Origin of the sequence: Streptomyces pseudogriseolus (assembly GCA_002154585.1) — a bacterium.
GTDB classification, from domain to species: Bacteria; Actinomycetota; Actinomycetes; order Streptomycetales; family Streptomycetaceae; genus Streptomyces; species Streptomyces pseudogriseolus.
The window spans coordinates 1-23633 of sequence record MUNG01000236.1 but is presented as its reverse complement, the minus strand read 5'-3'; the positions used below and the strand labels follow the sequence as shown (position 1 = coordinate 23633).

General features: G+C 72.9%; 26 protein-coding genes and 2 tRNA genes. 13 read left to right on the top strand and 15 right to left on the bottom strand.

Annotated elements, in window-relative coordinates; all coding sequences use genetic code 11:
- A complete protein-coding gene (locus CCN29_RS21390; protein ID WP_086683781.1) occupies positions 1-981 on the bottom strand; it encodes an aldo/keto reductase in 981 nt (326 codons plus the stop codon).
- A gap of 195 nt (positions 982-1176) precedes the next feature.
- On the opposite strand from CCN29_RS21390, the gene CCN29_RS21385 reads away from it, so the two are divergent.
- Positions 1177-2115 carry an endonuclease/exonuclease/phosphatase family protein gene (locus CCN29_RS21385; RefSeq protein ID WP_086683777.1) on the top strand — a complete coding sequence of 313 codons (939 nt, stop codon included), beginning with the start codon at positions 1177-1179 and terminating at the stop codon, positions 2113-2115.
- Between the two features lie 90 nt (positions 2116-2205).
- Here CCN29_RS21385 and CCN29_RS21380 read toward each other — a convergent pair.
- A tRNA-Pro gene (locus tag CCN29_RS21380) sits at positions 2206-2279 on the bottom strand.
- A 99-nt stretch (positions 2280-2378) separates the two neighbouring features.
- On the opposite strand from CCN29_RS21380, the gene CCN29_RS21375 reads away from it, so the two are divergent.
- Both CCN29_RS21375 and cobF read left to right on the top strand, forming a co-directional pair.
- Positions 2379-2909, top strand: coding sequence for a DUF309 domain-containing protein (locus CCN29_RS21375; RefSeq protein WP_031022964.1), 531 nt, complete (start codon positions 2379-2381; stop codon positions 2907-2909).
- Positions 2910-2951: 42 nt separating this feature from the next.
- On the top strand, positions 2952-3728 hold the full coding sequence (gene cobF, locus CCN29_RS21370; protein ID WP_031022963.1) for a precorrin-6A synthase (deacetylating): 777 nt from the start codon (positions 2952-2954) through the stop codon (positions 3726-3728).
- Here the strand turns inward: cobF and CCN29_RS21365 are convergent.
- On the bottom strand, positions 3725-4486 hold the full coding sequence (locus tag CCN29_RS21365) for a cobalt-precorrin-6A reductase (RefSeq protein ID WP_031022962.1): 762 nt from the start codon (positions 4484-4486) through the stop codon (positions 3725-3727). The genes cobF and CCN29_RS21365 overlap by 4 nt on opposite strands.
- A gap of 119 nt (positions 4487-4605) precedes the next feature.
- Between CCN29_RS21365 and CCN29_RS21360 the strand changes: the two genes are divergently transcribed.
- Positions 4606-6018, top strand: coding sequence for a diacylglycerol/lipid kinase family protein (locus CCN29_RS21360; RefSeq protein ID WP_086683774.1), 1413 nt, complete (start codon positions 4606-4608; stop codon positions 6016-6018).
- Between the two features lie 538 nt (positions 6019-6556).
- On the opposite strand, the gene CCN29_RS21355 is transcribed toward CCN29_RS21360, so the two are convergent.
- Both CCN29_RS21355 and CCN29_RS21350 read right to left on the bottom strand, forming a co-directional pair.
- Entirely contained in the window at positions 6557-7342 is a 786-nt protein-coding gene (locus tag CCN29_RS21355) for a sulfite exporter TauE/SafE family protein (protein ID WP_086683768.1), read from the bottom strand.
- Positions 7343-7432: 90 nt separating this feature from the next.
- A complete protein-coding gene (locus CCN29_RS21350) occupies positions 7433-8620 on the bottom strand; it encodes a thiolase family protein (RefSeq protein WP_086683765.1) in 1188 nt (395 codons plus the stop codon).
- Positions 8621-8943: 323 nt separating this feature from the next.
- Between CCN29_RS21350 and CCN29_RS21345 the strand changes: the two genes are divergently transcribed.
- The 5 genes from CCN29_RS21345 (at position 8944) to CCN29_RS21325 (ending at position 11986) form a co-directional block, all read left to right on the top strand.
- Positions 8944-9426 (top strand): Dps family protein, encoded by a 483-nt coding sequence (locus tag CCN29_RS21345; RefSeq protein ID WP_006130340.1) that lies wholly within the window; start codon positions 8944-8946, stop codon positions 9424-9426.
- Positions 9427-9466: 40 nt separating this feature from the next.
- Positions 9467-9799 carry a DUF3140 domain-containing protein gene (locus CCN29_RS21340; protein WP_006130341.1) on the top strand — a complete coding sequence of 111 codons (333 nt, stop codon included), beginning with the start codon at positions 9467-9469 and terminating at the stop codon, positions 9797-9799.
- On the top strand, positions 9796-10476 hold the full coding sequence (locus tag CCN29_RS21335) for an HhH-GDP family DNA glycosylase (protein ID WP_189481548.1): 681 nt from the start codon (positions 9796-9798) through the stop codon (positions 10474-10476). The genes CCN29_RS21340 and CCN29_RS21335 overlap by 4 nt, the downstream gene beginning before the upstream one ends.
- A gap of 141 nt (positions 10477-10617) precedes the next feature.
- Positions 10618-11427, top strand: coding sequence for an SAM-dependent methyltransferase (locus tag CCN29_RS21330; RefSeq protein WP_031022960.1), 810 nt, complete (start codon positions 10618-10620; stop codon positions 11425-11427).
- A 31-nt stretch (positions 11428-11458) separates the two neighbouring features.
- The gene (locus CCN29_RS21325; protein WP_006130344.1) at positions 11459-11986 is read left to right on the top strand and encodes an NUDIX hydrolase family protein; all 528 of its coding nucleotides are present in this window, start codon (positions 11459-11461) and stop codon (positions 11984-11986) included.
- Between the two features lie 52 nt (positions 11987-12038).
- Here CCN29_RS21325 and CCN29_RS21320 read toward each other — a convergent pair whose 3' ends face one another.
- Genes CCN29_RS21320 through CCN29_RS21305 form a run of 4 tightly spaced genes read right to left on the bottom strand, consistent with a single transcriptional unit; the run spans position 12039 to position 16294 of the window.
- The gene (locus tag CCN29_RS21320; protein ID WP_006130345.1) at positions 12039-13217 is read right to left on the bottom strand and encodes an ABC transporter ATP-binding protein; all 1179 of its coding nucleotides are present in this window, start codon (positions 13215-13217) and stop codon (positions 12039-12041) included.
- A 25-nt stretch (positions 13218-13242) separates the two neighbouring features.
- Positions 13243-14076 (bottom strand): carbohydrate ABC transporter permease, encoded by an 834-nt coding sequence (locus tag CCN29_RS21315; protein ID WP_031065827.1) that lies wholly within the window; start codon positions 14074-14076, stop codon positions 13243-13245.
- Entirely contained in the window at positions 14076-14996 is a 921-nt protein-coding gene (locus CCN29_RS21310; protein WP_006130347.1) for a carbohydrate ABC transporter permease, read from the bottom strand. Before CCN29_RS21310 ends, CCN29_RS21315 begins: the two co-directional genes overlap by 1 nt.
- A 5-nt stretch (positions 14997-15001) precedes the next feature.
- On the bottom strand, positions 15002-16294 hold the full coding sequence (locus CCN29_RS21305; RefSeq protein ID WP_228731037.1) for an ABC transporter substrate-binding protein: 1293 nt from the start codon (positions 16292-16294) through the stop codon (positions 15002-15004).
- Positions 16295-16516: 222 nt separating this feature from the next.
- On the opposite strand from CCN29_RS21305, the gene CCN29_RS21300 reads away from it, so the two are divergent.
- On the top strand, positions 16517-17122 hold the full coding sequence (locus CCN29_RS21300; protein WP_006130349.1) for a dihydrofolate reductase family protein: 606 nt from the start codon (positions 16517-16519) through the stop codon (positions 17120-17122).
- A gap of 86 nt (positions 17123-17208) precedes the next feature.
- Here CCN29_RS21300 and CCN29_RS21295 read toward each other — a convergent pair.
- Positions 17209-17282 (bottom strand) — tRNA-Pro (locus CCN29_RS21295).
- A 149-nt stretch (positions 17283-17431) separates the two neighbouring features.
- On the opposite strand from CCN29_RS21295, the gene CCN29_RS21290 reads away from it, so the two are divergent.
- The 3 genes from CCN29_RS21290 to CCN29_RS21280 all read left to right on the top strand — a co-directional run bounded on the left by CCN29_RS21290 (position 17432) and on the right by CCN29_RS21280 (position 20644).
- Positions 17432-18139 carry a thiamine pyrophosphate-binding protein gene (locus tag CCN29_RS21290; protein WP_006130350.1) on the top strand — a complete coding sequence of 236 codons (708 nt, stop codon included), beginning with the start codon at positions 17432-17434 and terminating at the stop codon, positions 18137-18139.
- Positions 18140-18193: 54 nt separating this feature from the next.
- Positions 18194-19111 (top strand): transketolase family protein, encoded by a 918-nt coding sequence (locus tag CCN29_RS21285; protein WP_006130351.1) that lies wholly within the window; start codon positions 18194-18196, stop codon positions 19109-19111.
- Between the two features lie 318 nt (positions 19112-19429).
- Positions 19430-20644, top strand: a complete 1215-nt coding sequence (locus tag CCN29_RS21280; protein WP_031065823.1) for an IS110 family RNA-guided transposase — start codon at positions 19430-19432, stop codon at positions 20642-20644.
- Positions 20645-20691: 47 nt separating this feature from the next.
- On the opposite strand, the gene CCN29_RS21275 is transcribed toward CCN29_RS21280, so the two are convergent.
- From CCN29_RS21275 to CCN29_RS34990, 5 genes are all read right to left on the bottom strand, one after another.
- Positions 20692-21051 carry an MmcQ/YjbR family DNA-binding protein gene (locus CCN29_RS21275; protein WP_006130352.1) on the bottom strand — a complete coding sequence of 120 codons (360 nt, stop codon included), beginning with the start codon at positions 21049-21051 and terminating at the stop codon, positions 20692-20694.
- Positions 21052-21372: 321 nt separating this feature from the next.
- Positions 21373-21906 (bottom strand): GNAT family N-acetyltransferase, encoded by a 534-nt coding sequence (locus CCN29_RS21270; RefSeq protein ID WP_031067059.1) that lies wholly within the window; start codon positions 21904-21906, stop codon positions 21373-21375.
- A complete protein-coding gene (locus CCN29_RS21265) occupies positions 21903-22481 on the bottom strand; it encodes a helix-turn-helix domain-containing protein (protein WP_006130354.1) in 579 nt (192 codons plus the stop codon). Before CCN29_RS21265 ends, CCN29_RS21270 begins: the two co-directional genes overlap by 4 nt.
- Before the next feature lie 43 nt (positions 22482-22524).
- Positions 22525-23430 (bottom strand): LysR family transcriptional regulator, encoded by a 906-nt coding sequence (locus CCN29_RS21260; protein WP_086683750.1) that lies wholly within the window; start codon positions 23428-23430, stop codon positions 22525-22527.
- A 36-nt stretch (positions 23431-23466) separates the two neighbouring features.
- On the bottom strand, positions 23467-23633 hold a 167-nt coding region (locus tag CCN29_RS34990), incomplete at its 5' end, for an aminotransferase class I/II-fold pyridoxal phosphate-dependent enzyme (protein WP_143661356.1).

Below are 23633 nucleotides of genomic sequence, written 5' to 3'. Positions count from 1 at the left end.
TCAGTGCGCGGCGTCCAGCCGGGCCCGCTGCTCCGCCGACAGTTCCAGGTCCACCGCCGCCAGGTTCTCCTCCAGCTGGGCCAGTGACGACACCCCGGCCAGTGGCAGGATCGGCAGGTCGTGGCCGATCTGCCAGGCCAGGACCACCTGGCCCGGCGTCGCCCCGGTCTCCCGGGCGACCTCACGCAGGACCGCGAGGCGGGCGGGGGTGCCCGGGTGGTCGTAGTCGTCGGGCAGGCGTTCGGGGCGGGCGTAGGCGCCCTTGAGCAGCGGCGAGTAGGCGACCAGGGTCAGGGCGGGCTCGGCGCGCAGATAGCCGGCGAGTTCGGCGCCCGCGTGGCCGAGGCTCCCGTCGGGGAAGAGGTCGTCGGGGACGTCGGTGCGGGGCCGCAGGTAGCTGTGCTGGTACTGCAGGACCTCGTAGCCGGGCAGGCCGGCCGCCGCCGCGAGGGCGCGGGCCCGCTCCACCCGCCAGACGGCCTGGTTGCTCACGCCGAGCAGCCCCACCATGCCCTCGGCGACCAGGGCACCGAAGCCCTCGACGGTCTCGCGCTGGGGGACGGTGTGGTCGTCGATGTGCGCGTACAGCAGGTCCAGCCGCTCCATGCCGAGCCTTTCGCGGCTGCGTTCGGCGGACTCCCGGATCACCTTCGCGGACAGGCCTTCGGGGTTGTCGGTGTAGCTGGTGCCGGGGGCGAGGGGGCGGGCGCCGAGCTTGGTCGCGACGACGATCTCGTCACCGGCCCCGCGGCTGCGGCGCCAGCGGCCGAGCAGTTCCTCGCTCTGCCCGCCCTGGCCGCCGTCGGTCCAGAAGGCGTAGTTGTCGGACGTGTCGACGAAGTTCCCGCCGGCCTCGACGTAGCGGTCGAGCAGGGCGAAGGAGGTCTTCTCGTCGGTCACCGACCCGAACAGCATCGCGCCGAGCGCGAGCACGCTCACCTCGCGGCGGTTCGGGCCGGTGCCGATGGTGCGGTACTTCATGCCTGTTCCCTCCCGTTCCACACCCCGGCTTCCGGGGCACGGACGGGGAGTCTTCCGCTTGAAGAGCGCTCCAAGTCAAGCGTTCGCGGGGTGCGTCGGGCCGTCGGCAACCGATCCGCCCCGTGACGCGTCCTGGACGACGAGTCGAGGGGACGGGAAACGCAGGTGGAGCGAGCAGCCGCGGAGTCCGCGGGAGTGTGGTGCCGACGGGTGTGGACGCGGGGGCGGGTGCCCGCCGTTCTCGCGGTGCTGACGGCCGGACCGCTGGTGTTCCACCGGGCGGTGCCCAACTCCGTAGGGCGGGTGGCCAGTCTGCTGGAGACGTTCCTGCCGTGGCTGGGCCTGGTGATCGTCGTACTGTCCGGCCTGGCCCTGCTGCGCCGTTCGGCCGCCGCCGTGATGGCGCTGCTCCTGCCGACGGCGGCCTGGACCCAGCTCTTCGGCGGCCTCCTCCTGCCGGCCGAGGAGCCCGGCCCGCACGACCTGGTCGTGGTGCAGCACAACGTCAGCGACGAGAACACCGACCCGGCCGGCACGGCCCGCGCCCTGGCCGGCGCCGGGCCCGATCTGATCGCGCTGGAGGAACTGGTGCCCCCGGCGCTCGCGGTGTACGAGAGGACGCTCGCCCCGGACTACCCGTACCACGCGGTCCGGGGCACCGTCGGACTGTGGTCGAAGCATCCGCTCGCCGGCGCCCGGCTGCTGGACATCAAGCCGCGGGACGTCACGGAGCCCTGGGCCCGCGGTCTGCGGGCCCAGGTCCGCACGCCGCACGGTGAGATCGCGGCGTACGTCGCGCACCTGCCCTCGGTCCGTGTGGGCGCGGGCGGCCTCGCGTCCTCCCGGCGCGACGAGAGCGCGGGCCTGCTGGGCAGGGCCGTCGCCGCCGAGCCGCTGGAAACGGTGATCCTGCTGGGCGACCTCAACGGCACGGTCGACGACCGCGGACTGGCCCCGCTCACCTCACGGATGGACGTGCCACGGCGGGGCTTCGCCTTCAGCTTCCCCGCCGCCCTCCCTCTGGCCCGGATCGACCAGGTCATGGCCCGCTCGGCGACCGTCACCCACATCCGCGCCCTGCCCGCCACCGGCAGCGACCACCTGCCGGTGAGCGCGCGCGTCGCACTGCGTTGAGTGCCGCACGGTCCACCGACGGATCCGGAAAACGGTCAGGGCCGGTTTCAGAGATCTCTGAAACCGGCCCTGATCTGCGACTCTCACAAGTCGGGACGACAGGATTTGAACCTGCGACCCCTTGACCCCCAGTCAAGTGCGCTACCAAGCTGCGCCACGTCCCGGTGCGCGTCGCGCGGGTGAACCGCGTGATCGCGCGAGGAGCACTTTACCGCACACCCCCGGCGCGGCCCGAATCGGGTGGGGCGCGGGACAATCGGCGTATGGGTAGCAGGGAGAACACGTCGTCGGGCCGGACGGCCGCCGCGCGGGACCGGGACAGCGAGGGGCGGGCGCGCAATGCCCGCCCGCGTGACGGGCTGGGGCGGCCCCTGCCGTACGGCGAGGAGGGCGTGCCCCGGCAGCCGGAGGGGGTGGTGCGGCGGCCGGAGGAGAGCGTCGCCGAGGCGCAGCGGCTGCTGGACGAGGGGAAGCCGTTCCACGCGCACGAGGTGTTCGAGGACGCCTGGAAGTCGGGTCCCGAGGCGGAGCGGGAGCTGTGGCGGGGGCTGGCCCAGATGGCGGTCGGGCTCACGCACGCCGCGCGCGGCAACGTGACCGGCGGGGCGCGGCTGCTGCGGCGCGGGGCGGTCGCGGCCGAGGAGTGGGCGGCGGGCGGCGAGCTCCGGCCGCACGGGATCGACCTGCCCGGGGTGATCGCCTGGGCGCGGGAGCTGGCGGCGGAGGTGGAGCGCGGGGAGGGCGGTCCGCCGGACGCGGGGGCGCGTGCGCCTCGGCTGCGGGGCGGCGCCTGACCTGGGTGCGGTGCGGCCGGGGGCGTGCGGCAGACTCGGGGCGTGCGGACTCTTCATGTGATCGGTATCGGCGCCGGCGACCCCGACCAGCTGACCCTCCAGGCGGTCAAGGCCATGCGGGACACGGACGTGTTCTTCCTGCTCGACAAGGGCGAGGCGAAGGCGGACCTGACCGGGCTGCGCCGGGACATGCTCCGGACGCATCTGGCGGACCGGGCGTACCGCGTCGTCGAGGCGCGTGACCCGGAGCGGGACCGCTCGGCGGGCGGCTCGGCGTACTCCCCCGCCGTCGGCGACTGGCGCAGCGCCCGCGCCGACATCTACGAGCGGCTGATCGCCCAGGAGCTGGGCGAGGAGGAGACCGGCGCGTTCCTGGTGTGGGGCGACCCCGCGCTGTACGACAGCACGCTCGGCATCCTCGAGGAGGTGCGGGAGCGGGGCGCGGTCGCCTTCGACTACGACGTCGTGCCGGGCGTCAGCAGCGTCTCGGCCCTCGTCGCCCGGCACCGCACCGGCCTCAACCGGGTGGCGCGCCCGGTGCAGATCACCACGGGACGGCGGCTCGCGGAGGAGGGCTTCCCTCCGGGCGTCGACGACGTGGTGGTGATGCTGGACGCGCATCAGCGTTTCCGCGCCTTCGCCGGCGAGGACGTGGACATCTACTGGGGCGCGTACATCGGCACCCCGGACGAGATCCTGGTCTCCGGTCCGGTCGCCGAGGCCGCCCCGCGCATCGAGCGGCTGCGCGCCGAGGCGCGGGAGCGCAAGGGGTGGATCATGGACACGTATCTGCTGCGCCGCTCCCCCGGCGAACGCTAGGGCCGCGCGCGGGGGGCGAGGGTTTCGTCCAGCCGTTCCAGCGCCGCCGGCACGTCCGGGAGCGCGGTGATGCCCTCCGGCAGGGGCGGGCGGCGGACGACCACGACGGGGAGCCCGAGGTCGCGGGCGGCGGTGAGCTTCGCGGAGGTCGCCGCGCCGCCGCTGTCCTTCGTCACCAGCACGTCGACGCGGTGCTCGCGCAGCAGCGCCGTCTCGTCGGCCACGGTGAACGGGCCGCGGGCCAGCAGCACGTCGGTGTGCGGGGGCAGCGGCGGCTCGGGGGGCTCGACGGACCGTACGACGAAACTCAGCTCCGTGAGCCCCGCGAAGGCCGCGAGGCCGAGGCGTCCGGTGGTCAGGAACACCCGGCGGCCGAGCCCGGGCAGCGCTGCGGCGGCCGCGTCCAGGGAAGGGACCGGGTGCCAGCGGTCGCCGGGGCCGGGCCCCCAGCCGGGGCGGCGCAGCACCAGCAGGGGGACGCGCGCGGCGGCGGTGGCGGCGGCCGCGTTCGCGGTGATCGTCGCGGCGAACGGGTGGGTCGCGTCGACGACGGCGTCCACGCTCTCCGCACGGAGCCAGGCCGCGAGTCCGTCCGGCCCGCCGAAGCCGCCCACGCGCACCTCGCCGTCGAGTGCGCCCGGCCTGGTCACCCGTCCCGCGAGCGAGGTCGTCACCCGGGTACCGGGGCGGGCGGCCAGCGCGGCGGCGAGCCGGCGCGCCTCGGTGGTGCCGCCGAGGATCAGCACGTGCGGGAACATGTGCCGAGGGTACGGCGGCCGGGCACGGCGTCCGGCGGCGGCCCGTGGGACGAAGATCGCGGTCGGCCCGCACGCGTGTGCCGTTCGCCCTACGATGACGCCGGGCTATCAAAGGAGTCATGGCCGTGGACTGGAGCAGGCGGGGCTATCACGCCCAGCGGTGGGCGGCGCGGGGGGCGTTGCTCGCGGCGGCGCTCGCGGTGGCGACCCCCCTGGTCTACGGCGGGCTGCGCGGACTGCTGCTCCTGGTGCTGGGGGTGGCCGGGATGGGGCTGAGCGCGGCGGCCGTGTGGTGGATGCTGACGGTGCGCGGGCCGCTGCGGTGGGGGGCCGCGGTGGTCGCCGTGTGCGTGCCGGCGGGGCTGCTGGCGCTGTTCGCGGTGACGCTGTTCTGGGCGCTGCTGGTGTCGCTGGCGCTGTGGGGTCTGGCGGTGTGGAGCGGCAGGTACGCGCTGCGCGGGACGGGCGGGCACACCCCGGTGCGGGAGCGTCGGCTGCCGCCGCCCCGTAAGCCGGTGCTGATCATGAACCCGCGGTCGGGCGGCGGCAAGGTGGGCCGGTTCCGGCTGCGGGAGAAGGCGGAGCGGCTGGGTGCGCGGGTGGTGCTGCTGGAGCCGGGGCGGCAGACGGACGTGACCGAGCTGGCCCGGCAGGCCGTCGCGGACGGCGCGGACCTGCTGGGCGCGGCGGGCGGCGACGGCACCCAGGCGCTGGTCGCGGCCGTGGCCGCGGAGCACGACATCCCGTTCCTGGTGATCAGCGCGGGCACCCGCAACCACTTCGCGCTGGACCTCGGCCTGGACCGGGGTGATCCGGCGGCGTGCCTGGACGCGCTGACGGACGGGGTGGAGCTCCGGGTCGACCTGGGGTTCGCCGGGGACCAGCCGTTCGTCAACAACGCCTCGTTCGGCGCGTACGCGGCGATCGTGCAGAGTCCGGCGTACCGGGACGACAAGATCGGCACGAGTCTGGAGATGCTGCCGGACCTGCTCACCGGGCAGCAGGGGCCCCGGCTGGTCGCCCGCGCCGGTGACCGCACGCTGACCGCGCCGCAGGCGGTGCTGATCAGCAACAACCCGTACCGCACCGGCGACCCGTTCGGGCTCGGCCGGCGCGAGCGTCTGGACTCGGGGACGCTGGGCGTCCTCGGGGTCAAGGTCGAGGGCGCGATCAGCGCGGCGGCGCTGCTGCTGTACCCCGACCCGGCGGGGCTGACGGTGCTGACCGCGCCGGAGGTCGTGATCGAGGCGGACCGGGACGAGATCGAGGCGGGCGTCGACGGCGAGGCGATGGTGCTGCCCGCGCCGGTCCGCTGCCGCATCGCACCGGGCGCGCTACGGGTGCGCGTCCCGCGCAAACGCCCCGGGGTCGCCCCCGGGCCACCCCGCCTGGACTGGCGCCGCCTGCGCAAACTGGCGGCGACCGTGGGCCGCACGGCGGCCCCCACCCGCCTCCACCGGCCCCGCGCCAGGTCACGTCACCCGGAGGACCACGGCCGGACAACACCTCCGGGCGGCCCGTCGGACACCTGAGTCTGCGCCTTGGGCCGGCACCGCGACGCCGCTCTCCCGCACGGCGGGGCGACGCAGCGGCGAGATTCAGGGCTACGCGCCCTGTACCGCCGTTCGCGCAGTTCCCCGCGCCTCTGTCGGGGCGCGGGGGACCGACCGCCCCAGGGGCGCGGGGAACTGCGCGACGGGGGCCCGGGGGCGAAGCCCCCGAAACGGCGCCCACGGACACCGATGACCTGACGGTCCGAGCCGCGAGAATCAAGGCACCGCGCCTTGCACTGCCGTCGGCCGCACCCGCCGGGGCGGGACGATCGCCGCGTCCGTCGCCTCCCGCACGGGCGGAGCTGCGCAGCGCGCCCGGCCCGGGCAGGAGACATGCCCAGCCTCCTGCCCGTCGCGCGCGCCGTCCTCCGCCGCGACCGGTCACCGCGCCGCACGGCCCCGACCCTCGGCGATTCGACCACCCGTGCGGTCGGTCACCCCGTCGCCCGCCGGCAGGGATCCAGCAGCCGTGCCGTCGCGCCGGACAGGACAGCCGCCCGGGTGGGAACCCGGGCACTCACCGCAGGAGCAGCTGCAATCCCCCCACCACCGTCGCCGCGATGACCAGTTGTTCGAACAGCCGTTGGTTGATCCGCGTCACCGCCCACTTGCCGAGCAGTGCCCCCGGCACCACGAACAGCACCAGTGCCGCGTCCAGCAGCAGCGAGTCCGCGTCGATGAGGCCGAGGCCTGCGCTGAACGGGAGCTTGGAGGTGTTGACGATGAGGAAGAAGAACGCCGACGTGCCCAGGAAGCCGAGCTTCCGGAAGCCCGCGGAGAGCAGGTACATCGACATCACCGGGCCGCCCGCGTTGGCGACCATGGTGGTGAAGCCGCCGAGGACGCCGTAGGAGCGGGCCTTGAGGCGGCCGGCCCGGGTGACCACCCCGTCGGGTTCGTCCTCGGCGGCGGCGCCGGCGTCGGCGCGGCGCCGTCGCCACACCGTCACGCCGGCCATCAGCAGCAGGATCGCCCCGATCGAGGTCCGTACGATCCCGTCGTCCGCCCACAGGAGGAACACCGTGCCGACGACCACGCCGGCCGCGACGGCGGGGAACAGCCGCCACAGGGTGGGCCAGTGCGCGTGCCGCCGGTAGGTCAGCACGGCGAGGACGTCCCCGGCGATCAGGATCGGCAGCAGGACGCCCGTGGACGCGCGGGCGGGCAGGACGGCGGCGAACACGGCGAGACTCACCGTGTTCGCCCCGCTGACGGCGGTCTTGGAGAACCCGACGAGCAGGGCCGCGAAGGCCAGCGCGGCGAATTCCCAGCCGGTGAGGTCCCAGAGGGTCACAGTGTTCATGCGGCGACCGATGCTACGTGCAGGTATCGGCCGCCGGTAAGGCGCGTCCCACCTGGTGACCGTCCGGGCGGCCGCCGCGCCGGCCGCCCGTCAGTGGCGTTCGACCAGTACCGCGCTGCCCTGCCCCACCCCCACGCACATGGTGGCGAGGCCCCGTTCGGCGCCGGTGCGGCGCATGCGGTGCAGCAGGGTGGTGAGGATGCGGGCGCCGGAGCAGCCCAGCGGGTGGCCGAGGGCGATGGCGCCGCCGTCGGGGTTCACCCGCTCCGGGTCGATGCCGAGCTGGTCGACGCAGGCCAGCGCCTGGGCGGCGAACGCCTCGTTGAACTCGGCCTCCTGAACGTCGCCGATGTCCCAGCCGGCGCGGGCGAGCACCTTGCGGGTGGCGGGGACGGGGCCGATGCCCATGACGTCCGGGTGGACGCCCGCCGAGCCGCCGGCGACGTAGCGGCCGAGGGACTCCAGGCCGAGGTCGTTCAGGGCCTCCTCGCTGACCAGGATGAGTCCGGCGGCGCCGTCGTTCATCGGGGAGGCGTTGCCGGCGGTGACCGAGCCGCCCGCGCGGAACACCGGCTTCAGCCGGCCGAGCTTTTCGAGGGAGGTGTCCTCGCGGACGCACTCGTCGGCGTCGACGACCACGCCGTCCGGCCGGGTCACCGGCAGCAGTTCGTCGTCGAAGCGGCCGCATCTGCGGGCCTCGGCGGCGCGCCGGTGGCTGCGCAGGGCGAACTCGTCCTGCCGCTCGCGCGAGATGCCGTACCGGCCGGCGACCTCCTCGGCGGTCTCGCCCATCGCGAGCAGGCCGTGCAGGTCCTTCATCGCCGGGTTGACGAGCCGCCAGCCGAGCCGCGTGTCGTACGTCTCGATGCGGTGCGGGAGGGCCTCGTCGGGGCGGGGCAGGACGAAGGGGGCGCGGCTCATGGACTCGGAGCCGCCGGCGATCACGATGTCGGCCTCGCCGGCCGCGACGGTGCGGGCGGCGGTGGTGACGGCCTCCAGGCCGGAGGCGCAGAGGCGGTTGACGGTGGCGCCGGGGACGGACTCGGGGAGGCCGGCGAGCAGGGCGGCCATGCGGGCGACGTTGCGGTTGTCCTCGCCGGCCTGGTTGGCGGCGCCCCAGTAGACGTCGTCGACGCGGGCCGGGTCCAGCGCGGGCACGTCGGCGACCAGGCCGCGGATCACGGCGGCCGCGAGGTCGTCGGGCCGTACGCCGGAGAGGGCTCCGCGCAGTTTGCCGATGGGGGTGCGGCGGGCGGCCGCGAAGTGGACGGGACGCACGGAAACTCCTGATCCGACAAGCCGACGGCGGGGTGCCGCTCGGCGGCTCACTGAGGCTCACTTAATTAGCACCGCTAGTTTCGGACTATAGACCGCCCCGCCCCTCCCGGGGAAGATCCTGGAGGTCATGGCCCCTCCCGCCCTGCCGCCGTCCGGGTTTGTCCCGGGGGGCCGGGGGCACCCGCGCGTTCACGGAGTGGTCGCGGAGCGCGGCCCGCGCGGCGCATCGCACGCGGGCCGGCACCCGCGCCACGAGCTCATCAACCGCGCGACGAGCGCGTCAACGGCGCCACGCGCGCGCCAACTGGGAGGAACACCACTTCATGACCGTCGTGAGGAGCACACTTCCGGACGAGGCCCGCAGGATCTCCGGCGAGGCCCTCCAGGACACCCTGGTCGACCTGCTCGGCCTGTCCCTGATCGGCAAGCAGGCGCACTGGAACGTCGTGGGCCCGCGGTTCCGCTCGGTCCACCTCCAGCTGGACGAGGTGGTCTCGGCCGCGCGCACGCACGCGGACACGGTGGCGGAGCGCGCCTCGGCCATCGGCGTGCCGCCGGACGGCCGCCCGGGGACGATCGCCAAGGTCTTCTCGCTGCCGGCGCCCGCGGAGGGCTGGCTGCGCGACTCGGAGGCCGTCGAGGTGATGACCGACGCGCTGGGCGCGGCGATCACGCGGCTGCGCGAGCGGATCGACGCCACCGAGAAGGCCGACCTGGTCACGCAGGACCTGCTGATCACCATCACCGCCGACCTGGAGAAGCAGCGCTGGATGTTCGAGGCGGAGAACCACCCCGGGGAGTCCTGAGCACCCGGGTGCGCGACGTACGGGAACGAAGGGGCACACGATGACCGACGCCCTCGAGAGGGACGCGCTGTGGGAGGACTTCCACCGCGCGGTGAACATGACGTCGGCGGAACTGGCCGCGTGGCTGCGGGTGGGTGACGCCGGCGAGACGACGGAGCCGCTGCCGGACCGGGCGGGCAGCGACACGGGACAGCACGTCCTGGCCATCCTGCAGAAGCGCCGCACCGACCTCACCGAGGACGACCTGCGCGTGATGGAGGAGGTCGTGGACGCCGTCGCCGAGGAGACGGACCCGGAGAACGAGCCGGTGGCCGGGGACACCGCCCGCCGCCACCGGCTGATGACCCTGGGCCACGACCCGCTCAAGGCGTGACCGTGGCCGGCGGCGACACCGGGCGGGCGGACGAACGGGCCGTGGTGCGCGTCCTCGTCGACGCGCACGGCGAGACGTACGCGCACGAGGCGGGCATCGCCCTGCGGAACACGCCCCAGCCGCTGTACCGGCTGCTGGTGCTGGCCCATCTGCTCAGCGCGCGCATCCGCGGCTCGGTCGCCGTGGCCACTGCCCGTGCCCTGCACGACGCGGGGCTGCGCGACCCCCGCCGGATGGCCGCCGCGGATTGGCAGGAGCGGGTCGACGCCCTCGGCCGGGGCGGCTACCGGCGCTACGACGAGCGCACCGCCACCCAACTCGGCGAGGCGGCGGAGCTGTTGCTGGACCGCTGGGGCGGCGATCTGCGCCGGCTGCGCGCGGAGGCGGACGGCGACGTGGACGAACTGCGGCGTCTGCTCCAGGAGTTCCCCGGCGTCGGCCCGTCCGGCGCGGCCATCTTCCTGCGGGAGGCGCAGTCGGTGTGGCCCGAGGCGGCCCCGCTGGTGGACGCCAAGGCCCTCCAGGGCGCGCGGCGGCTCGGGCTGCCGGAGGACCCGGACCGGCTGCTCGGCCTCGCGGGCCGGACGGAACCGGCCGTGCTGTCCTCGGCGCTGGTGCGGGCGGCGCTCGACAAGCGCGTCGCGGAGGACACCCTGCGCAGAGCGGAGTCCCGCTGATCCTCGCTCAGCTCCCTTGCGGGTCGCCCCGGTTGTTGACGGGGCGACCCGGTCCGTTCCCGGGACAACGTGATCACCGCGAGGCACAATGGCCGGGTCGGCCCGCACGGGCCGGGCGCGGGAGAGGGAGAGGGAGAGACTGTGAGTGAGAGCCACACCCCGACGAGCGGCTCGGCGATGCTGAACACCGGTGTGGCGCACAACGCGCGCGTGTGGAACTACTGGATCGGCGGCAAGGACAACTACGAGGTCGACCAGCAGGTCGGGGACCATGTCGCGTCGATCAACCCGGTCGTCCGGGACATCGCCCGCGCGGACCGGGACTTCCTGGGCCGCGCGGTGACGTATCTGACGCGCGACCGCGGGGTGCGGCAGTTCCTCGACATCGGCACCGGGCTGCCGACGGCGGACAACACCCATGAGATCGCGCAGCGGATCGCGCCGGACGCGCGGATCGTCTACGTCGACAACGACCCGATCGTCCTCGTCCACGCCCGGACCCTGCTGACCGGCACGCCCGAGGGCGCCACCGACTACATCGACGCCGACGTGCACGACCCGGAGGCCATCGTGGAGCGGGCGTCCGCGACGCTGGACTTCTCCCGGCCGGTCGCGGTGATGCTGCTCGGCATCCTCAACTTCGTGCTGGACACGGAGCGGGCCCGGGAGGTCGTCCGCCGGATCATGGCGGAGGTGCCCTCCGGCAGCTTCCTGGCGCTCACCCACCCCACGTTCGACCCCGAGGTGGGCGGCGAACTCCAGGTCCCCGCGATGGAGTTCTGGAACGCGAACGCCACTCCCCCGATCACCGCCCGCGGCGCGGCGGACATCACCGCGTTCTTCGACGGACTGGAGCTGGTCGAACCCGGCCTGGTCTCCTGCTCGCAGTGGCACGCCGAACCCGGCGCCACTCCGGTGCCCCAGTACGGCGCGGTGGCCGTGAAGCCCTGACCCTCGAAAGTATGATCAAGCAATGTCTGACATGACCGAGACCACGCCGGGCTGGCTGTCCTCCGACGACCTGGAGCAGGCACGCGCCCAGATGCCGATCCTGTACGTCGAGGCCGTCCCCGTGCGTGTGGACGACAGTGGTGAGGTCACCAGTGTCGGTCTGCTGCTGCGCATCGGGCCCGACGGGACGGTCAGCCGGACCCTGGTCTCCGGCCGGGTGCTGCACCACGAGCGGGTGCGCGACGCGCTGCTGCGTCATCTGGAGAAGGACCTCGGCCCGGTGGCGCTGCCCCGGGTCCCGGCGTCGTTGCAGCCGTTCACGGTCGCGGAGTACTTCCCCACACAGGGGATCACGCCGTTCCACGACCCCCGGCAGCACGCGGTGTCGCTGGCGTACATCGTGCCGGTGACCGGTGACTGCCGGCCCCGGCAGGACGCGCTGGACCTGGTGTGGTTCACCCCGCAGGAGGCCGTGTCGCGGGCGGTGCAGAGCGAGATGCCGGGCGGGCACGGGGTGCTGCTGAAGCAGGCGCTGGCGCACGCGGGCTGCGTGATCTGACCCGCCCCGCCGTCCGGACCGCCGCGTACGGGGCGGTCCGGACGGCAGGGGCTCAGGCCTCCGGGTGGGTGAGGTTGGCGCCGTTCGACGGGTCGAAGACGTGCGCCTTCGACAGGTCCACGCGGAGCTCGACGGGCGCCCCCTCCCGGGCGCGGGTCGCCGCGTCCAGCCGGGCCACGATCTGCTGGTCCGCCCCGGCGCCGGTGTCCTTCAGGCCCGAGTCCGAGGCCAGTTCGTCCAGTTCGGCGGTGCTCACCGGGCCGCCCTCGGCGCTGAAGTACACGTAGGCGTCGGAGCCCAGCGACTCCAGCACGTCCACGGTGGCGGTGATGACCGGGCCGCCCGTGTCGCGGGCCAGGCTCGCGTCCTCGAACGCCTCGGGCCGCAGCCCCACGATGACCTCCCGGGGCGCGTCCCGCCGCTGAAGCTCCCGGCGCATCCGGTCGTCCAGCGGCAGGTCGCCGAGCGGGGTGCGCAGGGCGTCCGGGGTCAGGGAGGCCTGGACGAAGTTCATCGCCGGGGAGCCGATGAAGCCGGCGACGAACAGGTTGCGGGGCATGTCGTACAGCTCGGCGGGGGTGCCGACCTGCTGGACCAGCCCCTGGCGCATCACGACGACCCGGTCGCCGAGGGTCATGGCCTCGGTCTGGTCGTGAGTGACGTACACGGTGGTGGTGCCCAGGCGGCGCTGGATGCGGGAGATCTGGGTGCGCATCTGCACGCGGAGCTTGGCATCCAGGTTGGACAGCGGTTCGTCCATGAGGAACGCCTTGGGGTCGCGGACGATGGCCCGGCCCATCGCCACCCGCTGGCGCTGGCCGCCGGAGAGGTTGGCCGGCTTGCGGTCCAGGAACTCGACGAGGTCGAGCACCCGGGCGGCCTCGTCCACCTTGCGGTCGATGGTGGCCTTGTCCACCTTGGCCAGCCGCAGCGGGAAGCCCATGTTCTCCCGCACGCTCATGTGGGGGTAGAGGGCGTAGCTCTGGAACACCATGGCGACGTCGCGCTCCTTGGGGGCGAGGTCGTTGACGACCTGCCCGCCGATGCGCAGGGTGCCCTCGGTGATGTCCTCCAGGCCCGCGATCATGTTCAGGGTGGTCGACTTGCCACACCCGGACGGGCCGACCAGGATGACGAACTCGCCGTCGGCGATGTCGAGGTTCACGTCCCGCACGGCGAGGGATCCGTCGGGATAGCGCTTGGTGACTCCCTCGAGGACGATCTCGGCCATGGGTGCTGCCTCCTTGCCTTCGGGCTCATCCCTTGACCGCGCCGGAGGTCAGGCCGGCGACGATCCGCCGCTGGAAGAGCAGGACGAAGATGATGATCGGGACGGTGATCACCACGGCGGCCGCGGCGATCGATCCGGTGGGCTGCTGGAACTGCGAGCTGCCGGTGAAGAACGCGATCGCGGCGGGCACCGTGCGCGCGGACTCGGTGGAGGTCAGCGAGATCGCGAAGAGGAAGTCGTTCCAGCAGAAGATGAACACGAGGATGGCGGTGGTGAACACGCCCGGCGCGGCGAGCGGCACGATGACCAGCCGGAACGCCTGCGCGGGCGTCGCCCCGTCCACCTTGGCGGCCTTCTCCAAATCCCAGGGGATCTCCCGGAAGAACGCCGACAGCGTGTAGATCGCCAGCGGCAGCGAGAAGGTCATGTACGGGATGATCAGACCGGGCCAGGTGTCGAAGATGCCGATGCTCCGCTCGATGTTGAACAGCGGGGACACCAGGGAGATCGGCGGGAACATGGCGATCAGCAGCGACATCCCGATGAGCACCTGCTTGCCGGGGAAGCGCAGCCGGGCCACCGCGTAGGCGGCCATGGTGCCGAGGACGACCGCGATCACCGTGGCGATGAGCGCGATGCCGATGGAGTTGATCAGGGCGCGGGTGAACTCGGAGGTCTGGAAGATGCCCTTGTAGTTCTCCCAGGTCCAGTCGGTGGGGACGTAGCTGCCGTCGGTGAGGGTGCTGGGCGCCTTGAACGACAGGGCGACGATCCACCAAACCGGGAACAGGGCGTACAGCACCACCACGAGGTTGACGACGCCCCATCGCGTCGCGTGCGACCTGCCGACGGCGGCCATCAGCGCTTCACCTCCGCGCCCGGTGCGGCGGCGCCGAACAGCTTGACGAAGGTGAAGGCGATGATCCCGACGCAGATGAAGATCAGGACCGAGATCGCCGACCCGATGCCCAGGTTCAGCGCGGTGAACAGGTTGTCGTAGCCGAGGATGGACAGCGATCCGGTGCCGTGGGCGCCCGCGGTCAGGACGTAGATGTTGTCGAAGATCCGGAAGGCGTCCAGGGTGCGGAACAGCAGGGCGACCAGGATCGCCGGTTTCATCAGCGGCAGCATCACCTTGGTGAACCGCTGCCAGGGGGTGGCTCCGTCGACCATCGCGGCTCTCAGCGTCTCCTCGGGGACCAGGGCGAGGCCGGCCAGCAGCAGCAGCGCCATGAAGGGGGTGGTCTTCCACACCTCGGCCAGGATGATCAGCCACAGCGCGGGCCACTGCTCGGTGAGCGGGGCGTCCCCGCTGGGCAGCAGCCCGGCGAGATAGCCGAGTTCGGGGGTCCAGGCGTACTGCCAGGAGAAGGCGGCGACGACGGTGACGATGCCGTACGGGATCAGGACGGCGGTGCGGACCGTGCCGCGCGTGAAGATGGTGCGGTGCATGACCAGGGCGAGGCCCATGCCCAGGACCAGTTCGATGGCCACGGACACGGCGGTGAGGAACACCGTGACCCAGAAGGCGTCCCACCAGAACGGGGAGGTCAGCACGGCCCCGTAGTTGCTCAGGCCGATGAACTCGGCGCGGGCGGGAAAGCGCAGGTCGTAGCGCTGGAGGGACAGGTAGACCGCGTAGCCGATCGGGTAGGCGGTCACGGCGAGCATGACGATCACGGCGGGCGCGCACAGCAGCCAGCCGAGCCGCCGCTCCTGCCGGGCGCCGGCCGACAGCGCCTTGGTGTCCTGTGCCGTGTCCTTCGCCGGCTCTGCCATGGTGCTCACGGGATCACACCCTCGGATCGCAGGGCCTTGTCGATCTGTTCCCTGATGGTGGCGACGTCGCTCTCCGGCTGGATGCCGGAGGGCGGGGACAGGGTGTGCGAGACGGCGATCGACACGTTCTGGTAGGCGGGGGTGAGCGGCCGTACGCTCGCCGACTCCAGGGAGGCGAGGACCTCCTTGGAGAAGGGGTACTGCTCCATGAAGTCCGGTTCGTCGTAGAGGGCGCGCAGGGTGGGCGGGAGTCCGCCCTTGAGCGCCGCGGTGAGCTGGTTCTCCCGGTTGCGCAGGCACAGGGCCGCGTCGAAGGCCAGGTCGGGGTGGCGGGAGTAGGCGCTGACGGCGAGGTCGATGCCGCCGATGGTGGGGCGGGAGGGGCGGTCGGCGTCCACGCGGGGGTAGACGGCCCAGCGGAAGTTCTTGAAGAGCGTGGGGTTGTTGCTCTTCATCGACGGATAGACGAACGGGTAGTTGATCTCGAAGGCGGCCACCCCCGACTCCATGGCGAGCCGGTTCTGGTCCTCCATCTGGTTGGGCAGGGAGGGGTCGGCGGCCGGGGAGCGGGCGAGGTCCCGCATGATCGAGGCGGCCCGTACGGCGGGCGGGCCGAGGGAGGGTTCGGTGGCGCTCGGGTTGAGGATGGTGCCGCCGGCGCTGTTGATCAGGGAGTTGAACCAGACGGTGAGGCCCTCGTACTGGGCGCCCTGGATCTCGACGTAGTGGGGTTTGCCCTGCCGGGCGAGGTCGCGGGACATGTCCAGCATCTCGGCCCAGGTCGTGGGCGGCTTCGGTACGAGGTCCCTGCGGTACCAGAGCAGCTGGATGTTGGTGTTGTACGGGACGGCGTAGAGCTTGCCCTTCCAGGTGGCCGTCTGGAGCGGCACGTCGAGGGTGCCCTCGGTGGCCCGGCGCTTGTTCTCGCCGGTCCACTCCTTGATCCAGCGGGCCTCGGCGAACTCGGCGGCCCAGGTGACGTCGAGGCCGAGGATGTCGAGGGAGTCGTCCTCGGCGGCGAGCCGCCGCACCATCTGCTGCCGCTGGCCGTCGGCCGCGCGGGGCAGCTTGTTGTAGACGATCCGGTAGCGCCCCCCGGACTCCCGGGTGCACCGGTCGGCGGCCTCCTGGAGGGCGCCGGAGTCGTCGGGGAAGTTGTACCAGTTGAGGGTGGGGCGGGCTCCTTCGTCGTCACCGCCGCAGGCGGCGAGCGCCGAGGCGAGCACGGTCAGGGCGAGCAGCGCCCGTGCGCGTCGCGGCCTCCGGTGACGTCCGCACCTCGCGTGCAATCGCTCCACACCTCGCTTCCGGGACGGCGTCACGGGCCTCGGAACCCAGACGGTGTCTCCCCGGCGGAACGTTAGATAGTCACGAAAGCGACATCAAGGACATACACCTACGATTCTTCGGGCTGCGCGCACCCGTCGGAGGGGGCCGGGCAGCGCTCCGGGCGCCGGGACCGATGAGTTCTCGGCTCCCGGCCGGTCCGCACTCGTGACACCTCAGGAAAGGACAGCGCCATGTCGGAGCTCCTCGTCGATTTCATCACCTCCCTCGACGGTTACGCGTCAGCAGAGGGATGGCCCGGCTTTTGGGGCCTGGAGAGCCCGGAGTACCTCGCGTGGCTCGGCGAGCAGCCGAAGGTCACCTACCTGATGGGAGCGAACACCTACCGTCTGATGTCGGGCTTCGCCGCGGGCGACGTTCCGGCCGGGCAGGACGAGTTCCGGCCCGAGGAGCAGGAGAGTGTCGACGAGCTCACGCAGGCGCCCAAGGTGGTGTTCTCCTCCTCGCTGGAGGACCCGCTGAAGTGGGCGAACTGCACGCTCGTCCGCGACGACGCCGTCGAGACGGTCCGCGCGATGAAGGCGGGTGACGCGGGGCTGCTCAGCACGATCGGCAGCGTCAGCCTGTGCCGGTCCCTGCTGAGCGCCGGTCTCGTCGACCGCTTCCGGGTCGTGATGTTCCCGGTGATCACCGGGGCCACGGGCGCGGAGCGCATCTACGACGGCTATCCGGACGTGGCCCTGGAGATGACCGGACACCGCACCTTCGAGGGCGGCCTCCAGCTGGTCGAGTACCGGCCCCGGGTGCTCGAGCACCCGCCTCTCGGCGCCCCCGCCTGACGCCGCCGCGTCCACCGTGGCGCGAAAACGGTCAGGGCCGGTCTCGGATGATCCGAAACCGGCCCTGACCTGCGACTTGTACCAAGTCGGGACGACAGGATTTGAACCTGCGACCCCTTGACCCCCAGTCAAGTGCGCTACCAAGCTGCGCCACGTCCCGTTGCCCGCCTGACCTGGGGATTCCCCCGGCCGAACGCGCACGGAAACCATACCGCACTCGGGACGGTCAGCGCGCGTCCGTTTCTCCGGGCACGGCGCCTTCGGACTGCACTTGACCTCAAGTTTGGTTGAGGTCGCACGATCGCTCCCATGACGATCACCGAACAGCGCACGCAGACCTACGGATACGCCGATCTCCCGCGTCTGATGGGGCTGATGACCGGCGACGAGAAGCACGGGCCCGCCGCGACGTCCACGCTGGACGTGCTGTGGGTGCTGTACGACCGGGTGCTCCGGGTCGGGCCGGAGAGCGCCGACGCCCCCGGACGGGACCGGTTCCTGCTGTCGAAGGGGCACGGGCCGATGGCGTACTACGCCGTCCTCGCCGCCAAGGGGTTCCTGCCGGCCGCGTGGCTGCCCGGCTTCGGCTCCTACGACTCCCCGCTCGGCCATCACCCTGACCGGACGCTGATCCCGGGCGTGGAGATCGGCAGCGGGTCGCTGGGGCACGGGCTGCCGATCGCGGTGGGCACGGCCCTCGGGCTGCGCGCCCAGGAACTGCACGACCCGGCGGTGTGGACGCTGGTCGGGGACGCGGAACTGGACGAGGGCAGCAACCACGAGGCCATCGCCTTCGCCGGTCCCGCCGGCCTCGACCGGCTGCACACGGTCGTCGTCGACAACTCCTCGGCGTCGTACGCCCGTCCGGGCGGGATCGCCGCGCGGTTCGAGGCGGCCGGCTGGTCCGCCCGCACGGTCGACGGCCGTGACCACGAGGCGCTGCACGCCGCGTTCACCGCCCCGCACCCGGGCAGGCCGCTGGTGGTCGTGGCCCAGGTCGAGCCCAAGAACGCGTGAGCGGTTCCCCTCTCCGCCTGTTTTGTTGTCCCCCTCATCGAAAGGACGATTTCCATGGACACCATGCGTGATCGTTTCGCCTCCGTCGTCACCCGGCTGCTGGACGAGGACCCGCGGGTCGCCGTGGTCCTCGCGGAGGTCACCGCGGACCGCTTCACGGAGGCGTTCCGCCGTCACCCGGACCGGGCGGTCAACGTCGGCATCCGGGAACAGCTGCTGGTCGGCGCCGCCTCCGGAATGGCGCTGGCCGGGCTGCGGCCCGTGGTGCACACCTTCGCCAGCTTCCTCGTCGAGCGGCCGTTCGAGCAGGTCAAGCTTGACCTCGGGCACCAGGACGCCGGCGCGGTGCTGGTGAGCGCGGGCGCGTCCTTCGACTGGCCCACCGGCGGCCACACCCATATGGCGCCGGGCGACGTGGCGCTCCTCGACACCCTGGACGGGTGGACGGTGCACGTGCCGGGTCATCCGGACGAGGCCGAGACGCTGCTGCGGCACGCGGTCGCCGCCGGTGACGACAAGGTGTACGTGCGGCTGTCCCTCCAGTCCAGCGCCGAGGGGCGGCCCGTGGACGGGCAGCGGTTCCTCACGGTCCGGGAGGGGCGCTCGGGCGTGGTGGTCGCGGTGGGGCCGATGCTGGACGCCGTGCTCGCGGCGACGGAGGGCCTGGACGTGACCGTCCTGTACGCGACCACCGTGCGCCCCTTCGACGCGGACGCGCTGCGCCGGGCCACCGCGACCGCGGGGACGGACGTCGTGCTGGTGGAGCCGTATCTGGCGGGGACGTCGACGGCCGCGGCGAACGACGCGCTGGCCGATGTGCCGCACCGGGTGCTGGGGCTGGGCGTGGGGCGCGCCGAGCTGCGCCGTTACGGACAGTTCGAGGAGCATCTCGCGGCGCACGGGCTGGACGCGCGGTCGCTGCGCGAGCGGATCACCCTGTTCACCGCAGGGGCCGTGCCCGCCGGCGTCTGACCCGCGTGCCCGGGAGCGGGGTGCGCGCGGTGCGGCCGCCGGGACCCCCCTCCGGACCCGGCGGCCACGCGTGATCGGGATCATGCCACGGGGCACTGACATTGATGCTGATACTCGGGTTCCGGTGGTCGTGACCCGGGCACTGACTGACGTCCTGCTGGGCTGTCTTCGCGTTGTTCTGTCCGGCCGCCGGGGCTTGTTCTCATGGCTCCGGCCGGGCGGAACATGACCTGATAGGAGCTTGGTCAGAAGCCCCTTCAATGTCCTGTCTGCGCCGCCCGGCCGGCGCCTACCTTCGGCTGGGAAGGCAGTATCAGCATGACATCAGAGGGTGCGGCGGACACCGAGGACCAGGATGTGTTCGGCGGGGTCGACTCCCACACCGACACCGTCCACGTCGCTGTCATCAGCGACAACGGAGGCCACCTCGCCGACGCGGAGTTCGCCACCACCACCGCCGGATACGCAGCGGCCCTGGCCTTCCTGACCGCCCACGGGCGGGTGATCGCGATCGGAGTGGAAGGCACCTCGTCCTACGGGGCCGGCTTCACCCGGACTGCCCGCTCCCACGGACACCAGGTCATCGAGGTCAACCGCCTCGACAAGGCCGAACGCCGCCGCACCGGCAAGTCCGACCCCATCGACGCCTACGCCGCCGCACGCGCCGCCCTGTCCGGACGCGCCACCAGCTCCCCCAAAGACGACACGGTCGGCGGGATACGTGCCCTGCACAACACCGCCCGCTCGGCCGTCAAGGCCCGCACCGCCGCACTCAACCAGATCGGCCATGTACTCGTCACCTCTCCGGAGGCGATCCGCGCGAAGTACGGGCAGCTCAAGGGCACCGACCGCACCGAGGCCCTGGCCCGGCTGCGGCCGGCCGGCGACGCCCTGCACACCGCTGTCCTGACCGCGCTGAGAAGCCTCGCCCGCCGCGTCAAGGAGCTCACCGCCGAGCACGAGGCACTGACGCGGGCCCTGGATGCCGAGGTCACCACACACAATCCGGGCCTGCGGGCGACCTACGGTGTCGGCCCCGACACTGCCGCGCAGCTGCTGATCACCGCGGGCGGCAATCCCGAACGGATGCGAACCGAGGCGTCCTTCGCGGCTCTGTGCGGAGCCGCCCCGGTCCCCGCATCCAGCGGCCGAACCAACCGTCACTGCCTTTCCCGGGGCGGTGACCGGACCGCCAACTCCGCGCTCTACCGCATCGCCTTGGTCCGAATGTCCGACGACGCCCGCACCCGCGCCTACGTCGCACGGCAGGTCGCCGCCGGACGGACGAAGAAAGAGATCATCCGGATGTTGAAGCGGGCCATCGCCCGGGAGGTGTTCCGCTGCCTCACCACCACGGTCAACATTCCGGGCATAGCCGACCTACGGCCTCTGCGGCAGGCCAAGAACATCACCCTCACCGCCGTCGCCCAGCACTTCGGTGTCTGGCCCACCACCATCTCCAGACTCGAAAGGGGACTCAGCAGGGACGACGGCCTCGCCCACGCCTACCGCGACTGGCTCCGAGCCGCTTGACAGCAATAGGAGCATCAACGGGAGGGGGCCGCACGGCCCCGACTGCGTCAGCCCTCCGGCGGCAGCCCCAGCCGGGGATGCGCCTCGAGCAGCCGGGACGGGGCCGCCTGGCGCCAGGAGTCGGCGAGGATGTCCCGCAACTCGCCCTCGTCCTCCAGCGCCGCGAGCCTGACCCGCACCCAGGCGAACTGCGCCTCGTGGTCCGCGATCCAGAACTTCTCCGGCTCGGCGAGGGCCAGTTCGTCCCGCTCCTCCTTCGGGCAGCGCACGGCGATCGACGTCTCGTCCTCCGGCAAGGTGGCGAACATCTTCCCCGCGACCCGGAACGTGGGCATGCTCCAGGCGATCTTCTCCGTCGTGTCCGGCAGGGACAGGGCGATCCGTCGTACGTCTTCGGCATCGGGCATGGCTCGCACGGTAGTGGGTGGGACCGACAGTCACCCGGCGGCGCCTGCGGTCCCGTTCTCGGGGGCTCCGCCCCCGGACCCCCGTTCGCGCAGTTCCCCGCGCCCCTGAAGGCGCGTTACGGCCAGGCGCTTGTATCGGACGTTCGGCGTCCTGCCCTCCTGTTTTTCGGGGGCTCCGCCCCCGGGCCCCCGCTCGCGCAGTTCCCCGCGCCCCTGAAGACGCGTTACGGCCAGGCGCTTGTATCGGACGTTCGGCGTCCTGCCCTCCTGTTTTTCGGGGGCTCCGCCCCCGGACCCCCGCTCGCGCAGTTCCCCGCGCCCCTAGAGGCGCGTCGCCGCCAGTCGCTTGTAATAGATCGTCGTGGGTCGCAGTGACCCGGCCGGGTTCGCCGCGTAGTCGGGGATCGCGCCGACCTCCGTCCAGCCGGACGTGCGGTACAGGTGTTCGGCGGGGCTGCCGGTCTCGGTGTCCAGGTGCAGGAGGGTGATGCCGTCGGCGGCCGCCGCCTCCTCCGCGACCGCCAGGAGCCGGCGGCCGAGCCCTGTGCCGCGGGCCGTGCGGTGCACCATCAGCTTCACCAGCTCGGCGCGGTGCGCGCTGTTGGGCTTGCCTGCGGGCAGGGCGAGGCTCACCGTGCCCAGCACGCGGCTGGGTTCCTCGTACGCCGTCCACACCGTGAGGCGGCCGGCGGCGACGTCCGCGCACCGCTCGGTCCACCAGGTGAGGGCCGCCGTACGGTCGAGCGGGGCGAGGAAGCCGACGGACGCGCCGCTCGCCACGGTGTCGGTCAGCAGGTCGGCCAGCGTGCCGGTCAGCTCCAGCAGGCGGGCGGCGTCGGGGCGTTCGACGTTCACGGCCGCACCACCGCCAGCACGTAGCGGACGTCCCCGGGGCCGGGGCAGCGGAAGCGGGTGGGGCCCCAGACGCGCAGCCGGAGGCAGTCGCCCGCGTCGAGCCGGTGTTCGGCGCCTCCGGCGGTGACGGCGAGGGCGCCTTCGAGCACCCAGATGTGCTGCTCGAGGCCCGGTACCGGCGGCCGGTCGTAGGGGATGTCCGCGCCTGCGGTGAGGCGGCCTTCGACGAGTTCGCCGCGCAGTCCGGCGTGCGGCGGGGACACGGAGCGGCGGACGAAGCCGGAGGCGCGGTCCTGCCACACGGGCTGGTCGGCGGCGCGCACCACCGGTGCCGGCTCCGCCTCGACCTCGCTGAGCAGCTGGGACATCGTCCTGCCGTAGACGGCGCAGAGCCGGTTGAGCAGGGAGGCGGTGGGGCTGGTCTCGGCCCGCTCGGCCCGCGACAGCGTGGACCTGCTGACACCGCTGCGCTCCGCCAACTCGCCCAAGGACCAGTCGTGTTCGGCCCGGAGTTCGGCCAGCCGCGCGCCCAGGCGCACGTCGACGGGATCGGGGGCGGTCTCCTGCTGTCCCATATCCGGGACTGTATCCCTGATATGGGCGCCCCGGAAGGGGGTCTCAGGCGTCCTCGGCCGCCGCGTGGAGCGCGTCCAGGACCGGGCGGATCAGGGGGTGGCCCTCCGCGCCCCGGCGTACGGCGGCGAAGACGCGGCGGGTGGGGGCCACGCCGTCGACCGGGCGTACCACCACGCCCGTGAGGTCCGTCCCGCGCAGCGCCGAGCGGGGGACGAGGGCCACGCCCACGTCCGCGGAGGCGAGCGCGACGACCGCGCGGAAGTCGTCCGAGAGGTGTTCGAGCCGGGGCTGGAAGCCGGCGTTCTCGCAGGCCAGCACGACCACGTCATGGCACGGGTTGCCGGGGTACGGGCCGATCCAGGAGTCCTTGGCCAGCTCCGCGAGCGGCACCTCGGGGCCGTCGGCCAGGCGGTGGGAGACGGGCACGACCGCGTCGAACGGCTCGGCGTAGAGCGGGACATGGGTGAGACGTGGGTCGTCGGCGGGCGGGGCCCCGCGGTACTCGACCGCCACGGCGACGTCGACCTGCCGGTCCAGGACCATCGGGAGACTGGCGTCGCCCTCGGCGTCCTGCACCCGGATGCGGATGCCGGGCGCCGTGGCGGAGAGCCGGGCCACGGCGGGAGCGACGACCTGCGCGATGCCGGTGGCGAAGGCGGCCACCGTGACGGTGCCGGCCTCCCCCGCCCCGTACGCGGCCAGCTCGGCCTCGGCGCGCTCCAGCTGGGCCAGGACCGCGTTGGCGTGGCTGAGCAGGATCTCCCCGGCGGGGGTCAGCCGTACGCCCCTGGCGCCGCGCTCGACCAGGCGGTGGCCGGTCTCCTGCTCCAGCGCGGTGAGCTGCTGGGAGACGGCCGAGGGGGTGAGGTACAGCGCGGCGGCCGCCGCGGTGACCGTGCGATGGTCCGCCACCGCACGGAGGATGTGGAGCCGCCGCGCTTCGATCATGGGATCGATTGTCTCAAATGCAGCGGTGCGCGACGGTCAGGCGTCGAGCTCCGCACGGGCCGCGACGAAGGCGTCGACGGCACGGTTCACGTCGTCCGTGGAGTGCGCCGCCGAGAGCTGCACGCGGATGCGGGCCTGGCCCTGCGGGACGACCGGGTAGGAGAAGCCGATCACGTACACGCCGCGTTCCAGCAGCAACTCCG

What these genes read in the sequence shown, in the direction of transcription:
- CCN29_RS21375 (WP_031022964.1), top strand. Translation starts at nt 2,379, where the DNA reads ATGGGTAGCAGGGAGAACACGTCGTCGGGCCGGACGGCCGCCGCGCGG.
- CCN29_RS21280 (WP_031065823.1), top strand. Translation starts at nt 19,430, where the DNA reads ATGACATCAGAGGGTGCGGCGGACACCGAGGACCAGGATGTGTTCGGC.
- CCN29_RS21390 (WP_086683781.1), bottom strand. Translation starts at nt 981, where the DNA reads ATGAAGTACCGCACCATCGGCACCGGCCCGAACCGCCGCGAGGTGAGC.
- CCN29_RS21340 (WP_006130341.1), top strand. Translation starts at nt 9,467, where the DNA reads ATGACCGACGCCCTCGAGAGGGACGCGCTGTGGGAGGACTTCCACCGC.
- CCN29_RS21355 (WP_086683768.1), bottom strand. Translation starts at nt 7,342, where the DNA reads ATGAACACTGTGACCCTCTGGGACCTCACCGGCTGGGAATTCGCCGCG.
- CCN29_RS21320 (WP_006130345.1), bottom strand. Translation starts at nt 13,217, where the DNA reads ATGGCCGAGATCGTCCTCGAGGGAGTCACCAAGCGCTATCCCGACGGA.
- CCN29_RS21310 (WP_006130347.1), bottom strand. Translation starts at nt 14,996, where the DNA reads ATGGCAGAGCCGGCGAAGGACACGGCACAGGACACCAAGGCGCTGTCG.
- CCN29_RS21265 (WP_006130354.1), bottom strand. Translation starts at nt 22,481, where the DNA reads ATGGGACAGCAGGAGACCGCCCCCGATCCCGTCGACGTGCGCCTGGGC.
- CCN29_RS21260 (WP_086683750.1), bottom strand. Translation starts at nt 23,430, where the DNA reads ATGATCGAAGCGCGGCGGCTCCACATCCTCCGTGCGGTGGCGGACCAT.
- CCN29_RS21325 (WP_006130344.1), top strand. Translation starts at nt 11,459, where the DNA reads ATGACCGAGACCACGCCGGGCTGGCTGTCCTCCGACGACCTGGAGCAG.
- CCN29_RS21360 (WP_086683774.1), top strand. Translation starts at nt 4,606, where the DNA reads ATGGCCGTGGACTGGAGCAGGCGGGGCTATCACGCCCAGCGGTGGGCG.
- CCN29_RS21285 (WP_006130351.1), top strand. Translation starts at nt 18,194, where the DNA reads ATGGACACCATGCGTGATCGTTTCGCCTCCGTCGTCACCCGGCTGCTG.
- CCN29_RS21300 (WP_006130349.1), top strand. Translation starts at nt 16,517, where the DNA reads ATGTCGGAGCTCCTCGTCGATTTCATCACCTCCCTCGACGGTTACGCG.
- CCN29_RS21290 (WP_006130350.1), top strand. Translation starts at nt 17,432, where the DNA reads ATGACGATCACCGAACAGCGCACGCAGACCTACGGATACGCCGATCTC.
- CCN29_RS21275 (WP_006130352.1), bottom strand. Translation starts at nt 21,051, where the DNA reads ATGCCCGATGCCGAAGACGTACGACGGATCGCCCTGTCCCTGCCGGAC.
- CCN29_RS21345 (WP_006130340.1), top strand. Translation starts at nt 8,944, where the DNA reads ATGACCGTCGTGAGGAGCACACTTCCGGACGAGGCCCGCAGGATCTCC.
- CCN29_RS21315 (WP_031065827.1), bottom strand. Translation starts at nt 14,076, where the DNA reads ATGGCCGCCGTCGGCAGGTCGCACGCGACGCGATGGGGCGTCGTCAAC.
- CCN29_RS21365 (WP_031022962.1), bottom strand. Translation starts at nt 4,486, where the DNA reads ATGTTCCCGCACGTGCTGATCCTCGGCGGCACCACCGAGGCGCGCCGG.